Origin of the sequence: Nocardia sp. NPDC057455, from assembly GCF_042802775.1 — a bacterium.
In the GTDB taxonomy this organism is placed as follows: Bacteria; Actinomycetota; Actinomycetes; order Mycobacteriales; family Mycobacteriaceae; genus Nocardia.
In genome coordinates this window covers 1-14,014 of sequence record NZ_JBHVDM010000133.1, presented here as the reverse complement: position 1 = coordinate 14,014, position 14,014 = coordinate 1, and the positions used below count along the sequence as shown (strand labels likewise).

13 protein-coding genes are annotated in these 14,014 nt (G+C 69.4%); 5 read left to right on the top strand and 8 right to left on the bottom strand.

Annotation, left to right across the window (positions count from 1 at the left end; genetic code table 11):
* Positions 1-710 precede the first annotated feature (710 nt).
* A complete protein-coding gene (gene menD / locus ACFU5M_RS32225; protein ID WP_379054981.1) occupies positions 711-2,354 on the top strand; it encodes a 2-succinyl-5-enolpyruvyl-6-hydroxy-3-cyclohexene-1-carboxylic-acid synthase in 1,644 nt (547 codons plus the stop codon).
* 9 nt (positions 2,355-2,363) lie between these two features.
* On the opposite strand, the gene ACFU5M_RS32220 is transcribed toward menD, so the two are convergent.
* From ACFU5M_RS32220 to ACFU5M_RS32210, 3 genes are all read right to left on the bottom strand, one after another.
* Positions 2,364-2,591 (bottom strand): hypothetical protein, encoded by a 228-nt coding sequence (locus ACFU5M_RS32220; RefSeq protein ID WP_379054979.1) that lies wholly within the window; start codon positions 2,589-2,591, stop codon positions 2,364-2,366.
* A gap of 128 nt (positions 2,592-2,719) precedes the next feature.
* The gene (locus tag ACFU5M_RS32215) at positions 2,720-2,968 is read right to left on the bottom strand and encodes a hypothetical protein (protein ID WP_379054977.1); all 249 of its coding nucleotides are present in this window, start codon (positions 2,966-2,968) and stop codon (positions 2,720-2,722) included.
* Between the two features lie 105 nt (positions 2,969-3,073).
* Positions 3,074-3,574, bottom strand: coding sequence for an SgcJ/EcaC family oxidoreductase (locus tag ACFU5M_RS32210; RefSeq protein WP_379054975.1), 501 nt, complete (start codon positions 3,572-3,574; stop codon positions 3,074-3,076).
* 63 nt (positions 3,575-3,637) lie between these two features.
* Here ACFU5M_RS32210 and ACFU5M_RS32205 point away from each other — a divergent pair, with 63 nt between their 5' ends.
* Together ACFU5M_RS32205 and ACFU5M_RS32200 are read left to right on the top strand one after the other, a co-directional pair.
* Complete coding sequence (locus ACFU5M_RS32205; protein WP_379054973.1) at positions 3,638-4,096, top strand: MarR family winged helix-turn-helix transcriptional regulator; 459 nt, start codon at positions 3,638-3,640, stop codon at positions 4,094-4,096.
* Between the two features lie 105 nt (positions 4,097-4,201).
* The gene (locus ACFU5M_RS32200) at positions 4,202-4,804 is read left to right on the top strand and encodes a TIGR03086 family metal-binding protein (protein ID WP_379054971.1); all 603 of its coding nucleotides are present in this window, start codon (positions 4,202-4,204) and stop codon (positions 4,802-4,804) included.
* Here the strand turns inward: ACFU5M_RS32200 and ACFU5M_RS32195 are convergent.
* Positions 4,801-5,430 (bottom strand): TetR/AcrR family transcriptional regulator C-terminal ligand-binding domain-containing protein, encoded by a 630-nt coding sequence (locus ACFU5M_RS32195; protein WP_379054969.1) that lies wholly within the window; start codon positions 5,428-5,430, stop codon positions 4,801-4,803. The genes ACFU5M_RS32200 and ACFU5M_RS32195 overlap by 4 nt on opposite strands.
* Positions 5,431-5,543: 113 nt before the next feature.
* Between ACFU5M_RS32195 and ACFU5M_RS32190 the strand changes: the two genes are divergently transcribed.
* Positions 5,544-6,578 carry an aldo/keto reductase gene (locus ACFU5M_RS32190; protein WP_379054983.1) on the top strand — a complete coding sequence of 345 codons (1,035 nt, stop codon included), beginning with the start codon at positions 5,544-5,546 and terminating at the stop codon, positions 6,576-6,578.
* A 195-nt stretch (positions 6,579-6,773) separates the two neighbouring features.
* Here the strand turns inward: ACFU5M_RS32190 and ACFU5M_RS32185 are convergent, their stop codons facing one another.
* The 4 genes from ACFU5M_RS32185 to ACFU5M_RS32170 form a co-directional block, all read right to left on the bottom strand.
* On the bottom strand, positions 6,774-10,955 hold the full coding sequence (locus ACFU5M_RS32185; protein ID WP_379054967.1) for a molybdopterin-dependent oxidoreductase: 4,182 nt from the start codon (positions 10,953-10,955) through the stop codon (positions 6,774-6,776).
* Between the two features lie 114 nt (positions 10,956-11,069).
* Positions 11,070-11,774, bottom strand: a complete 705-nt coding sequence (locus ACFU5M_RS32180; protein ID WP_379054965.1) for a demethylmenaquinone methyltransferase — start codon at positions 11,772-11,774, stop codon at positions 11,070-11,072.
* 74 nt (positions 11,775-11,848) lie between these two features.
* Positions 11,849-12,991 carry a glycosyltransferase family 4 protein gene (locus ACFU5M_RS32175; RefSeq protein ID WP_379054963.1) on the bottom strand — a complete coding sequence of 381 codons (1,143 nt, stop codon included), beginning with the start codon at positions 12,989-12,991 and terminating at the stop codon, positions 11,849-11,851.
* A gap of 88 nt (positions 12,992-13,079) precedes the next feature.
* Complete coding sequence (locus ACFU5M_RS32170) at positions 13,080-13,535, bottom strand: DUF3592 domain-containing protein (protein WP_379054961.1); 456 nt, start codon at positions 13,533-13,535, stop codon at positions 13,080-13,082.
* Between the two features lie 39 nt (positions 13,536-13,574).
* On the opposite strand from ACFU5M_RS32170, the gene ACFU5M_RS32165 reads away from it, so the two are divergent.
* On the top strand, positions 13,575-14,014 hold a 440-nt coding region (locus tag ACFU5M_RS32165; RefSeq protein WP_379054959.1), incomplete at its 3' end, for a DUF2505 domain-containing protein.

Below are 14,014 nucleotides of genomic sequence, written 5' to 3'. Positions count from 1 at the left end.
GGAACATGCTCGGTCTCGCTGCGCTCGAAACCCAGGGTCGAGCTGGTGTGATCGCGTCGGGTGGTGACCTCACCACCTTGGTTCGCGGTCGCGGTCGCGGTGGCGCGGGCCGCTCGCTCCTTCGCGCGTGTCGGGGCGAAACGACACGAGTTCGGCGCTGCGACCGAATCGCGGGGGACCGGGCTCGGCGTACGCTCACGGTCACTCGGGGGGTGAGCCGTTGGCGAAAACGACACGAGTTCGGGGCTGCGAGCGAATCGCGGGGGACCGGGCTCGGCGCATGCCCAGAGTCACTCGGGGTGAGCTGGGCCGCGGACAGGCAGTGCTCGGTCTCGCTTCGCTCGAAACCGGGAGCTGAGCGGCGTGGTCGAGTGAGAAGCAGGGCTACGATCTGAGCCTGCCTCGTGACGGGCGCGTCCGAATGATTACTGCTGGCCCTGTGGTCGCGGACGTGGTCGGTGCTCGGACGTGGGTGGTGTTTGTCCCGCGCCTACGAAGCACGAGTGTTGCGGACCTCTTCGTGGATCGTGACCGAGCGCCGATCGATAGCGACCCCTCCGCGGTCCGATCGAATGTCAGCCCAGCCGCGCGAACTCGGCGGTCCCTCGGGAGCGAATCACCGTCGCGTCCGGAGGCAGTGTCCGATGACACAATGTGATAGCGAGCCTCCCGACAGCGACTTCTAGTTGACTGTCTGCCAGTCTGGAGGCGTGAACCCGTCTACAGCACAAGCGCAGGTCGTCGTCGACGAACTCGTGCGCGGGGGCGTGCGGGATGTCGTCCTGTGCCCCGGCTCCCGGAACGCTCCGCTGGCCTTCGCCCTCCAGGCTGCCGACGCGGCCGGGCGGCTGCGGCTGCACATGCGGATCGACGAACGAACGGCGGGTTTCCTCGCCGTCGGACTCGCGCTCGCGAGCAGGCTCCCGGTCCCGGTCGTGATGACCTCGGGCACCGCGGTGGCCAACCTCGGACCGGCCGTGCTCGAGGCGAACTACGCCCGGGTCCCGCTGGTGGTGCTCAGCGCCAACCGGCCCTATGAACTGCTCGGCTCCGGCGCCAATCAGACCATCGAACAGCTCGGCTTGTTCGGCAGCCAGGTCCGCGCCACCATCTCGCTCGGTCTGGCGGAGGAGGAGGCGGGTGATGCCGCGCATTCCTCCTACGACCGGCAGAACAGCCAGTGGCGATCGGCGGTCTGCCGGGTGCTGGCGGCGGCGCGCGGCACCCGCTCCGGCAACGCGGGGCCGGTGCACTTCGATGTCCCGCTGCGTGAGCCACTGGTCCCCGACCTGGCGCCGGGCGAGTCGGCTCCCCCCGGTCGCGCGGGCGAGTGCGCCTGGACCGAGACCCAGTACGCGACCCTGGACGTGCCGCTCGATCTCGACCTCACGCCGGACACGGTCGTGATCTCCGGACACGGCGCGGGGTTGCGGCCGGAGTTGGCGGATCTGCCCACCGTCGCCGAGCCCACCGCCCCCATGCACGGTCCCGCGCTGCATCCGCTGGTGCTGTCGCTGTTGCGGCCGAAACAGGCGATCATCACCGGCCGCCCGACCCTGCACCGGCAGGTCTCGCGGGTGCTCGCCGATCCGGACGTCCGGGTCTACGCGCTGACCACCGGTCCGCGTTGGCCCGACGTGTCCGGCAACGTGGTCGGCACCGGCACGCGCGCGGTCACCAGCGGCGTCCCCAGCGCGCGATGGCTGGAGCACTGCCGTGAGCTGAACGCGAAAGCCGACCAGGTGGTGCGCGCCGAACTCGCGCGGCATCCGAAACCCACCGGGCTGCACGTCGCCGCGGTTGTGATGGACGCGTTGCGCGACGGCGATCAGCTCCTGCTCGGCGCTTCCAACCCGGTGCGGGATGCCGCGCTCGTATCGCATCCGCGGCCCGGGATCAAGGTGCTGTCGAATCGCGGCGTGGCCGGGATCGACGGCACGGTGTCCACCGCGGTCGGCGCCGCGTTGCACCACGAGGGTCGCACCATCGCGCTGATCGGCGACCTGACGTTCCTGCACGACGCGTCCGGTCTGCTGATCGGCCCCGGCGAACCGCGGCCGGCCGACTTGACCATCGTCGTGGCCAACGACGACGGCGGCGGCATCTTCGAGCTGCTCGAGCAGGGCGACCCGCAGTACGCGGGCGTGTTCGAGCGGGTCTTCGGCACTCCGCACGGCATGGATCTCGCCGCCTTGTGCGCCGCTTATCGCATCCCGCACCGGCAGGTGGACCCGCAGCAGTTGGCCGTCGAGCTGACCGGGCACGCCCATGGCATGCGTGTGCTCGAGGTGGCCACCGAGCGGTCCAGCCTGCGGGAACTGCACGCGACGGTGCGGGCGAAGATCCAGCCCTGAGCCTTACGGTCAGTAGCCGAATTCGTCGTCGGGGTCGTCATCCATGGGAACCACGATGGACTGTTCGAGCACGTCCGCCGGGTTCGCCTCCAAAACGTCGCGCTCGGGAATCGCCCGTCCGACGGCGTCGTCCTGCTCCGGCAGGTCGTCGGCGAGCACCGGCTCCTCCGGATACGCCGGAACGGACTGCTCGGCGAGATCGGCCTCCGGGACCGCGTCGGCAAGGGGATCTGACATCGTGCGCTCCTCTCCGCGTGAACCTCTCGATAGGCATACCCGTCGCGGGACGCCGCAATCGAGGCGGACGATCGACTCCGACCGCATCGAGGGTGCCCGTGGTCGGGGCGGACGGCAAGTGTTTCGCGTCAGCGTTGTCGCTCTTCGCCGGCCTGCGCCGCCGTGGCATCGGCGGGGTGTTCGACCAGCGCGAGCGTGCGCCCGGCCATGAACCGCGCGGTCCGCACGGCCGTCCCCGATCGTGTCACTTCGCTGACTTCGACCACGCCACGCGCGATCCTGACCTCGACCCGCCGCCCCGCCCGGGTAGCCGCGATCTCGTAGCTGCGAGATCCGTCGCCGACGTCGACGACGATCTCCACCCGATCACCCTTCATCTACCAATTATCCGCTTTTCCAGCGCATTTCGCCGCTACGAGTACGTAACGGCGGCGCTGGGCGAGCCTCGCGCGCCGGTCGAGACGGCGCGGTTCCGCGCGCGGCTACCGAGCGGGCCGGCGCACTCCAACTCCGAGTCCGCGTGCGATGCGGCCCATCAGTCGAGACATCTCGGCGGGAAAAGAATCCGGTTCAGGGACCGTCACCGGGCTGACCCTGCCATTGTGGATAGCGGTTATCCGCCAGCCCTCGGATGTGCGGACCAGCACCAGCGTCTGGCGCGATCGCCTGCGCTTCGGCAGCCGCGACCGCCACGGCATCAGTACCGACGCCGTGCCGTGCAGGATCGCCACGTCCCGGGTGACGAAGCGAATCGACTCCAGGTCGCCGACCAATGCGGAGCCTGCCAGCACGCCTCGGAAGAGCTTGTCGTGATTGCGCTGGTGCTCCGTTCGGCCGATCGCGCGGGTGCCGTCATAGGACACATAGTCGGAGTCGGCGGTGAAATGTCCGGCGTAGGCCTCGGCGTCGTTCTCGGTCCACGCCTGCATGAGGTCCCGGAACAAAGTGCGGATCTCGGTGTCGTCGGTGGCGGTGTCGTTCATGGCAGCGTCCTTGTCCGTGCTATTATTTCGACAATCGAAATATACGATAACAGAAAGCTTCGAATGTCGAAAGAAGAACTCATCGGTGCCATCGGCGCCCAGTTGCGGTTGCTCCAGCAGAGCTTCGACGTCTTCGACGAGGCGGTCGCCGCGCACCTCGGCGTGCACCGCACCGATATGCGATGCCTCGATGTGGTGCTCGGCCGTGGTCCGCTGCCCGCGGGTGAATTGAGTGCGGCGGTGCGACTCAGCCCCGCGGCCACCACCGCGGTGATCGATCGACTGGAGCGGGCGGGATTCGTGACACGCGGTCAGGATCCGGCCAATCGGCGCCGTGTGCTGGTGGCCGCCACTGCCGCCGCGCACGAGGTGGCGGAGCGGATCTTCGAGCCGGTCGGCAGGGCGGGTGCGCAGGCTCTCGGTCGCTACGACTCCGACCAGCTCGCGCTGATCCTCGACTTCCTGCACACCGCGCTGGAGGTGCATCGTGGACAGACCGACCGCATCGCTTCGAAGAGCTGACCGGAGCGCTTCTCGCTATTCGGCGGCAGGTTCCCTCGGGACCGATGAATTCCGCACGGCTGGGACGTCTGCATGGGTGAACATGTCCCCGGCTCAGGAGATTCGATGAATCCGGAATTCGATTTCGAACCGGCCGCTGTCGCGTTGTCGTCCGTGGTCGGCCGAATCACCGACGACCAGCTCACCGCGCCGACACCGTGCGCCGACACCACGGTGCGCGATCTGCTCGCGCACGTGCTCGATCTGACCGAGGCGTTTCGTCAGGCGGCCACCAAGGAGGCCGTCGGTGGTTCGGTCGCGCCGGCTCCGCCCGTGCGGCGCGCCTTGCCGGAGGATTGGCGCGAGCGCGTTCCGGCCCAGCTCGATGCTTTGGTGGCGGCGTGGCGGGAGCCCGCGGCCTGGGATGGCGTGACCGAGGCGGGCGGGGTGAGCGAGCCGGCCCCGGTGATGGCCAGGATCGCCCTGGACGAGGTGGTGGTGCACGGCTGGGATCTCGCCGAAGCCACGGGGCAGCCCTTCACCTGCGACGCCGGTCATCTGGCGATCCTGCTGGACATGCTGCGCGAGACCCCGGCCGAAGGGGTGCCCGGTCTGTTCGGGCCGGTGGTGCCGGTCGCGCCGGATGCGCCGGCTTTGGCACGGATGCTCGCTTACACCGGTCGCCGCGCCGACTGGGCCGCGAACGTCGGGGGCGCGGTGCTCGGCTAGCCGCGCGACGGATCGGTGAGCACGAAAGTGCCCGCGATCACGGCATCGACCGCGGCATGGGCGGCGGTCGCCGCGGCGGCGTCGTCGATCGGGTCGCCGCTGGCCAGCAACCGGTAGTACAGCGGGGCCGACACCGCGGACAGTACGGCGCGCGCGTCGGTGCGCTCCGGTGCTTCGCCGCGCGCGACGGCGGCCGCTACGCACGCCGACCACTCGGTGAGCCGCACATCGTAGAAGCGCCGCAGGGCGGCCGCGGCGGACTCGTCGCAGGTGGCAGCGGCGATCACGGCGCGGAACAGCCTGCCCTGGCGAGGATCGGACAGCGTTTTCGCGACCAGGCGGGCGTTGGCGGTGAGATCTCCTAGCAGCGATCCGGTGTCGACGTGTGGCAGCGACTGCTCGGCCATGTCGGTCAGCAGGTCGGCGATCAGGCCGGTGGGCGTGCGCCAGCGGCGGTAGACGGTGGTCTTGCCGACCTCGGCGCGCGCCGCGACCTCACCGAGGTCGAGATGGGCGAACCCGCGTTCGGCCAGCAGGTCGCCCGCTGCTCGCAGGACGGCGGCGCGGATCCGCGCGGTCCGTCCTCCGGGTCGAACCGATCCGGGGGTGGCCTCTTCCGACTCCATAACGGCACTCCAGTTTCATTTAATCGCGAACGGGTGTACCGTCCGAGGTGTTAATGGAACTATAGACCCCTTAGGAGGGCCGCCCAGTGAACGTTCGGATGGTGGACACACAGATGGAGTACCGGCGGCTCGGCGAATCCGGTCTGCATGTCCCGGCCTTGAGTTTCGGCGCGGGCACCTTCGGCGGACGGGGTGAACTGTTCGGCGCGTGGGGTGACACCGACGCCGAACAGGCGCGACGGCTGGTCGACATCAGCTTGGACGCGGGCGTCAGCATGTTCGACACCGCCGACGTCTACTCCGACGGCGCCTCCGAGGAGGTGCTGGGCGCCGCCGTCAAGGGCAGGCGTGATCGGGTGCTGCTGTCCACCAAGGCGACGTTGCCGACCGGCCCCGGCCGTGCGGACGCCGGTTCCGGGCGGGCCAGGCTGATCGGCGCGGTGGAGGCGTCGCTGCGCAGGCTGGGCACGGACTACATCGATCTGTTCCAGCTGCACGCCTTCGACGCGGGCACGCCGGTGGAAGAGGTCGTCGCGGCCCTGGACGATCTGGTGCGCGCCGGCAAGATCCGCTATGTCGGCGCGTCGAACTTCGCGGGGTGGCAGCTGATGAAATCTCTTGCCGCGGCGGAACGCAACGGTTTGACCAGGTACGTCGCGCACCAGGTCTACTACTCGCTGGTCGGGCGGGACTACGAGTGGGAGCTCATGCCGCTGGGTCGCGACCAAGGCGTCGGCGCGGTGGTGTGGAGCCCGCTGGGCTGGGGCAGGCTCACCGGCAAGATCCGTCGCGGACAACCACTCCCGGAAGGCAGCCGCTTGCACCGGACCGTCGAGGCCGGTCCGCCGGTGGACCAGGAGAAGCTCTACGACGTGGTGGACGTCCTCGACGAGCTGGCCGCCGAAACCGGCAAGACGGTGCCGCAGATCGCCCTCAACTGGCTGCTGCGCCGCCCCACCGTCGCCACCGTCATCGTCGGCGCCCGCAACGAGGAGCAGCTACGCCAGAACCTCGGCGCGATCGGCTGGGAACTCGACGCCGACCAGATCGCCCGCCTGGACAAAGCGAGCGCCACCACTCCGCCCTACCCCTACTACCCGTACTACCGCCTCCCGGACTTCACCCGCCTGAACCCGCCCGCGGTGTGAGCCGAAGCCGTCGATCCGCTCGGATGCCAGGGGGATATGGTCGGGCCGCGCGAAGTGTCCTCCGCGATCCCGCCCTTCCCCCACCCCGGCACGGACGATGGATTAAATCATTCCGTCGTATGTCGGCGCATCCACGGCGAGCATCTCCTCCCGGCTGAGCAGCGCTGATTGCTCTGTCACTGCCCGATACCGCCGTCAGTAGACGTCGCGGACGTAGCGCTTTTCGGCGATGAGCTGCTTCTTGAAGGCCAGCGCCCCGTCCTCGTCGAGCTTGCCGTGGATGCGCGCGATTCGCAGGAGTGCCTCGTCGACGTCCTTGGCCATCCGGCTGGCGTCGCCGCAGACGTAGAAATGGGCGCCCTCGCGCAGCCAGGACCACAGCTCGGCGCCGTGTTCGATCATGCGGTGCTGCACGTAGATCCGCTCCCGCTGGTCACGAGAGAAGGCCAGGTCGAGGCGGGTCAGGAAGCCGGAACGGAACATGTCCTCCAGCTCGGCGCGGTAGTAGAAGTTCTGCGCCGCATGCTGATCGCCGAAGAACAGCCAGTTGCGCCCGGTACAGCCGAGGGCCCTGCGCTCCTGCAGGAACCCGCGGAAGGGCGCGATGCCGGTGCCCGGGCCCACCATGATCATCGGTGCGGCCGGGTCGGCCGGAGGACGGAAATGCGGTGCGCGCTGCAGGAAGATCGGCACCGCCGCGTCGGTGGGATCGGCGGCCGCGCGATCGGCGAGGAAGGTCGAGCACACTCCGCCGCGCCGCGCCGCCGAACCGGTGGCCGCCGGGTCGCCGTAGCGCACGATGCCGACGGTCAGCTCCACCTCATCCGGGCTGACCAGCGGACTCGACGAGATCGAATACTGGCGTGGCTGGAGCTTCTTCAGCGTGCCGAGCCACTCCACCAGATCGGCCCGGATCGGGAAGTCGCGCAGCACGTCCACGGCCTGCCGGTCCCACAAGTAATTCGCCAGCTCGTTGCGGTTGTCCCGGCGCAGCAGTTTGGCCAGTTTGCCGCTGTGGTTGCGTTCGGCGAGGAAGCCGAGCAGATCCTGACCGACCTTGGTGATGTCGTAGTGCGTGCGCAGCGCCTCCGACAGCGCGATGTCACGCTCGTCGATCTCGACTACCCGGCGACCGTCCAGCCCCGTGGCGTCCAGCCATTCGGCGACCAACGCGGCGCTGTTCACCGGCCGGACGCCCAAAGAGTCGCCCACCTCGTACGCCGCGTCCAGACCGCGCAGATCGAACCCGAAGCGGCGCACCTCTTTCGATGATCCTTCGGCCGACAGCAACTCGTTGCGCAGCAGCGGAGCACGCAGCGGCGCGGTGCGGGTGAACGGCGCGGAGGCCGTACGGGTGCGCCCGAGCGCCGGTGCGGCAGTCGGCATCTCCAGAGTCGCGACCCCGCCGCCACGGGGCGTGGAGCCGCCCGGGCCGCTCGCGCCGCGCACCGGCGGATCGGCGGGCTTTTCGTCGCCGAACGCGGCGAGCACGTCATCGAGCCAGCGCTGCGCCGCGTCTTCGTAGTCGGGTTCACTGTCGACGCGCGGAAGCAACCGGGTCGCACCGAGCTCGGCGAATTTCTCGTCGAGTTTGCGGCCGTAGCCGCAGAAGTCGTCATAGGAGGAGTCGCCGAGGGCGAACACCGCGTAGCGCACACCGGTCAGCCGCACGACGGTGCCGGTCAGGCGATCCCAGAAATCGGCTCCGTTGTCCGGCGGCCCTCCGTCGCCGAACGTGCTGCTGACCACCAGTACGTCGCCCCGGATCGCGCCGAGGTCACAGGAGTCCAGGTCCAGCAGTCGCGGCTCGAAACCCTGCCCGGCGAGGTGGGCCGAGACGGCGGCCGCGAATTCCTCCGCGGTGCCGGTCTGCGAGGCCCACAGCACAGTGATCGGACGGGTCGGCGCACCCTGGTCCCCCGCGGGAGCCGGGGCCGCCGCACCACGGGAATACATTCCCGCCAGCAGCCCGTCGACCCACAGCCTGCTGTGCGCGGACATCGGCGCCGCGTCCGGGAGCACCGGCTGACCGTTCACCGGAAGCGCTTGCAGCGCGGCCAGGTATCCGCTCAGATAGATCCGTTCTGTCTCGCTGAGCGTGGGGGCGGTGCCGCTGTCGAGCCCGAGCACGGCGGCCAGCGGATGCGCCGCCTGCGCCGCGGGCAGCGCGGCGGGAATCTCGGGCCGCGGCACGGCGGCCACCCGGCGCAATGCCACCGCGCATGCCTTGAACTCCGGTTGCAGCGAGGCCGGATCCACCGCGTCGTTGGTGACCGCGTTGATGGTCAGGTATTCGCCCTGCTCGTCGTTCCAATGGAATGGCACGAAGCAATCGCCCGGCCGCACTCGGTCGCTGACCTGCACCGGAAGCACCGCGCGGCCCCGGCGCGAGGCGATCTCGAGCTGATCGCCCGCGCGCAGGCCGAGGCGCTCGGCGTCGGCCGGATGCACTTCGACGAACGGCTCGCCGGTGAGCTTGGTCAGCTTGCCGATCTTGCCGGTCTTGGTCATCGTGTGCCACTGGTGCTGCAAGCGGCCGGTGTTCAGCAGGAACGGGTAGTCGGCGTCCGGCATCTCCGCCGGCAGCAGATGCGGCCGCGGCCAGAACACCGCGCGGCGGCTGGGCGTGGCGAAGGCCAGCCTGGGCTGGTGGCCGTGCGGGTCGACGAACAGCGTCTGGCTGACACCGTCGTTGCGATACCGGACGGGATTACGCCTGCGCTCCGGCTCGGCGCACGGCCACTGCATCGGTCCGTCACGCAGCGCCTCATAGCTCACGCCGCGCAGGTCGTAGCCGGTCGCTGGATTCGCGAAGCGCTTGATCTCGTCGAACACCTCGGCACTGGAGACGAAGTCGAAACCGGGGAATCCCATGGCGGTGGCGATGTCGGCGATGATCCGCCAGTCCGGCCGCGCGTCGCCGGTGGGCGGGACCGACTGCTGCATGAGGGTGAGATTGCGCTCGGAATTCACCATCACCCCCTCGGCCTCGGCCCACAGCGTGGCGGGAAGCAGCAGGTCGGCATAGGCGTTGGTCGCGGTCTCGGTGTAGGCGTCCTGGACGATCACCAGTTCGGCGGCTTCCAGGCCCGCGATCACGGTCTTGCGGTTCGAGACGGTGGCCACTGGATTGGTGCAGATGATCCAAGCCGCTTTGATCGCGCCCTCGGACAGGTCGCGGAACATCTCCACGGTGCCGGGGCCGGCTTCGGTGCGCAGCGTGCCGGGCTCCAGCTCCCACACGGTCTCCACGAACGTGCGATCCTCCGCGGACAGCACGCTGCGCTGGCCGGGCAGACCGGGACCCATGTACCCCATCTCGCGGCCGCCCATCGCGTTCGGCTGCCCGGTGAGCGAGAACGGCCCGCTACCGGGACGGCAGATCGCCCCCGTGGCCAGGTGCAGGTTGCACAGCGCGTTGGTGTTCCAGGTGCCGTGGGTGGACTGGTTGAGTCCCATCGTCCACAGCGACATCCATTCGCCGGCCTCGCCGATCCATTGGGCGGCGGTGCGGATGTCGTCCTCGGCCAGCCCGGTGATCTCCGCCACCCGCTGCGGCGGATAGTCGGCCAGGAACTCCGGCATCGCGTCCCAGCCATCGGTGTGCTCGGCGATGAACTCCTCGTCGATGTGGCCGCCTTCGACCAGCAGATGCAGCAGCCCGTTCAGCAGCGCGAGATCCGTGCCGGGGGCGATCTGCAAGAAGAGATCGGCGCGCGCGGCGGTCTCGGTGCGGCGCGGGTCGACCACGATGAGTCTCGCGCCCGCCTTGAGCCGGTCGGCCATTCGCAGGAACAGGATCGGATGGCAGTCGGCCATGTTCGCGCCGATCACGAAGAACAGGTCGGCGTGCTCGAAGTCGTCGTAGGAGCCGGGCGGTCCGTCCGCGCCGAGCGACTGCTTGTACCCGGTCCCCGCGCCGGCCATGCACAGCCGCGAATTCGCCTCGATGTGCACCGTACGCAGGTAACCCTTGGCGAGCTTGGTGGCGAGGTACTGCGCCTCCAGCGACATCTGCCCCGAGACGTAGAGCGCGATCGCGTCCGGACCGTGCTCGTCCAGAATCGCGCGAAGCCGGGTGGCCGCTTCGTGTACGGCCTCGTCCACGGGGAAGGGCACCGGGACCTGACCGCGCTCCGAGCGCCGGTAGGCGGTCTCCATCCGTCCCGTGGTGCGCATCAGTTCCGCGTGCGTCGCGCCCTTGGTGCAGAGCCTGCCCGCGTTGGACGGGTGCAGCTTGTCGCCGCTGACCTTGGCGATGACCGGTTTCCCAGCGCCATCCGCGGCGGTCGTCACGGTGATCCCGCAGCCCACGCCGCAGTACGAGCACGCCGTTCGGGCTGTGCCGTCGCTGTGGCCGGTCGCTGGGTCGGACATGCCTTCGATCATGCGGACTGCCGATTGCGCGGGATTTACCCCGCGTTATCGCCAGGTGACATTCCACCTCACAGTGCTCGAATCCGGCGGTGAGGTGTGACCGGGGTCTCCGGATCAGCCGAGTTTGTAGGCCCGGTGTAGGGCGACGATGCCCCCGGTCAGGTTGCGCCACTTCACCGACGACCACCCGTTCGCCGCGATCCGCATCGCCAACCTGCGCTGATTGGGCCACTCCGTGATCGATTCGGCCAGGTAGACGTAGGCGTCGGGGTTACTGCTCACCACGCGCGCCACCTTGGGCAGCGCTTTCATCAGGTACTCCAGATAGACCGTGCGGAACACCGGGAGAACCGGCGCGGAGAATTCGCACACCACCAGCCTGCCGCCGGGCTTGGTGACCCGCAGCATCTCGCGCAGCGCTAGGTCGGTGTCGGCCACGTTGCGCAGCCCGAACGAGATGGTCACCGCGTCGAAGGAGTCGTCGGCGAACGGCAGCGCCATCGCGTCGGCCGCCACCATCGGCACCTCGCGGAACCGGCCCGCGCTGAGCATGCCCTTGGAGAAGTCGGCGGCGAGGCACCAGGCGCCGGATTTCTGCAGCTCCAGCGTCGATACACCCGTGCCCGCGGCGAGATCGAGCAGCCGCTCGCCCGGCCGCGGCGCCAGCGCCTTACGGGTCGCCCAGCGCCAGTAGCGATCCTGCCCCGCCGAGATCACGGTGTTGGTCAGGTCGTATCGCCGGGCGACGCCGTCGAACATCGCCGCGACTTCGTGCGGCTGCTTGTCCAAGGAAGCCCGGTTCGATTGCGTTTTCGCCACGCCAAGACCCTAACTCGCGGTCTGTTACGAACCGAGCGTGGCGCGGGGATACTTCCGTCACGCTCGAGCGCGGTTCAGGCCGTATGTGGCAACGAGATCCGGGTGCCGCACACCTCGGCGTAGTGGCTCATCAGCTGGGTGCAGATGGCGGGCCAGGTCCGCGACAGCACCGATTTCCTGGCCGCTCCGGCGAACCGGGTTCGCAGCAGCGGATCGTGTAGCGCCCCGACAGCACTGGGCAGCAGCTCGCCGAACCGATCCACCGGAAGCAGATAACCGTTACGGCAGTGGGCGATCAGGTCGCGTGGACCGCCCGCGTCGGGGCCGATCACCGGAACTCCCGACGCCAGCGCCTCCTGCACCCCCTGACAGAACGTCTCGTGCTCGCCCGCGTGCACCATGACGTCGAGACTGGCGTACGCCCGTGCCAGCTCGTCGCCGCCGAGTTCGCCGGTGAACACCGCGGTCGGCATCATCCGGGCCAGCCGTCGGCGTTCCGGCCCGTCACCGACGATCACCAGCTGGACGTCGGGGTCGGTTCCGAGCACAGCGAGACGCTCGACGTGCTTCTCCGGCGCGAGCCGGCCGACGAAGCCCACCAGCAGGCGGTCGCGACCGGCGAGCCAGGCGTCGCGCAGCTCGGCGGAGCGGGCGTTGGGCGTGAACCGCGCGATGTCGACGCCACGCCCCCACCGGTGCACGCGCGGGACGCCGTGCCGGGCCAGGTCCTCCGCCGCGGCCCGGGACGGTGCGAGCGTGCGGGTGGCTCCCTCGTGGATGCGCCGGGTCCAGGCCCACGCGGCACGGCTGGCCAGCCCGAGCCCGTAACTTTTGGCGAAGCCCGCGACGTCGGTCTGATACACCGCGACGGTCGGCAGGTCCAGCCGCAGCGCAGCGCCCAGTCCGCCCGCGCCGAGCAGGAACGGTGAGGCCAGGTGGACCACGTCGGCGTCGAAGTCGTCGATGGCCGAGACGATGCCCGGCTGCGGCAGCCCGACCGGCAGCGAGCTGATCTTCGGCACCATGACCGCGGGCACTCGATGGACCGGGAAACGGTGATACTCGCGCGGCGCGGCAGCCTGCCCGCGCGGGGTGTCGGGCGCGATGACCAGGGCGTCGTGCCCGTGCCGCTCCAAGTGCTCCAGCACCCGCAGCACGGAGTTGACGACGCCGTTCATATTCGGCAGAAACGACTCCGCGACGATCGCTACACGCACGTTCCCAGCCTGACCGGTGTATCGCGCCGCGTCGCCACACCGAGGTGAAGGGCACGGAAAGATCCGGCGAACTGTCGGGTCGCGCGGATCAGCTCACCAGCGTGGGGCCACGCCGGTTCGGGCGGGTGAGGAGCCACAGCGCGGGCAGCGCGAGCAGCCACACCACCACGATGACCGACAACGCGGGTGGAACGGCGACCCGCACGTCGCGGCCTTCCACGCGCACCAGGTCGGGATCGCTGCGGCTGTATTCCACGCGAATCCGCTCACCCGCGGTCAGGTTCGTCGGATATAGGACGCCGACCTTCGGATTATGCGTCTCACCGTCCGGAGTGACGTACATGACCGCCGAGCGCAGCCGCCCCGCCGAAAGCACCTCGGCCGTGGTGCTGCCCTTGTCGGAGCTGATCAGATAATCGTTGCGCCACGCGGCCAGCACCAGCAGCCCGACGAGCACGCTCACCGCCGTCGCGGCGATCAGCACCCCGATCCCGGCCCGCCGCAGGCGGATCGGCCGCCCCTTGGACTGGCTGGTTTCCGACACCGCCACAGGCTACCGATCGGCTCGGCTACGGTGGCGGCCATGTCCCGAAAATTCAGCTTCACCGTGCCGTACGCAGTCCCGGTCGAAGATCTCCACCGGGCACTCACCACCGACGACGTCTGGCGGGCCCGCTTCGCCGGCGCACCCACCGCGACGCTGGAGGTGTCGCATCCCGACGGCGCGGGCACCATTCGCATCCAGATGACCGAAAAGGCCGCCGAAGACAAGGTACCCGCGCTGGTCCGCAAGGTTTTGAAGAGCGAACTCACGTTCTCCCGCACCGACAACTGGCAGCCGCTGGCGGGCGAGGTCGCCAAAGGCACCTTCGAGGCCACCACCGGCGGCATCAACACCGCGATGTCCGGCTCCTACGAGATCCGTTCCACCGCGGAAGGATCCGAGATCGAGGTCGTCGGCACCGTGCAGGTGAAGGTGCCCTTGGTCGGCGGCGCGATCGAGCCGCTCGCCGAGCAGTTGCA

What these genes read in the sequence shown, in the direction of transcription:
- ACFU5M_RS32220 (WP_379054979.1), bottom strand. Translation starts at nt 2,591, where the DNA reads ATGTCAGATCCCCTTGCCGACGCGGTCCCGGAGGCCGATCTCGCCGAG.
- ACFU5M_RS32215 (WP_379054977.1), bottom strand. Translation starts at nt 2,968, where the DNA reads ATGAAGGGTGATCGGGTGGAGATCGTCGTCGACGTCGGCGACGGATCT.
- ACFU5M_RS32210 (WP_379054975.1), bottom strand. Translation starts at nt 3,574, where the DNA reads ATGAACGACACCGCCACCGACGACACCGAGATCCGCACTTTGTTCCGG.
- ACFU5M_RS32205 (WP_379054973.1), top strand. Translation starts at nt 3,638, where the DNA reads ATGTCGAAAGAAGAACTCATCGGTGCCATCGGCGCCCAGTTGCGGTTG.
- ACFU5M_RS32200 (WP_379054971.1), top strand. Translation starts at nt 4,202, where the DNA reads ATGAATCCGGAATTCGATTTCGAACCGGCCGCTGTCGCGTTGTCGTCC.
- ACFU5M_RS32195 (WP_379054969.1), bottom strand. Translation starts at nt 5,430, where the DNA reads ATGGAGTCGGAAGAGGCCACCCCCGGATCGGTTCGACCCGGAGGACGG.
- ACFU5M_RS32190 (WP_379054983.1), top strand. Translation starts at nt 5,544, where the DNA reads ATGGAGTACCGGCGGCTCGGCGAATCCGGTCTGCATGTCCCGGCCTTG.
- ACFU5M_RS32185 (WP_379054967.1), bottom strand. Translation starts at nt 10,955, where the DNA reads ATGTCCGACCCAGCGACCGGCCACAGCGACGGCACAGCCCGAACGGCG.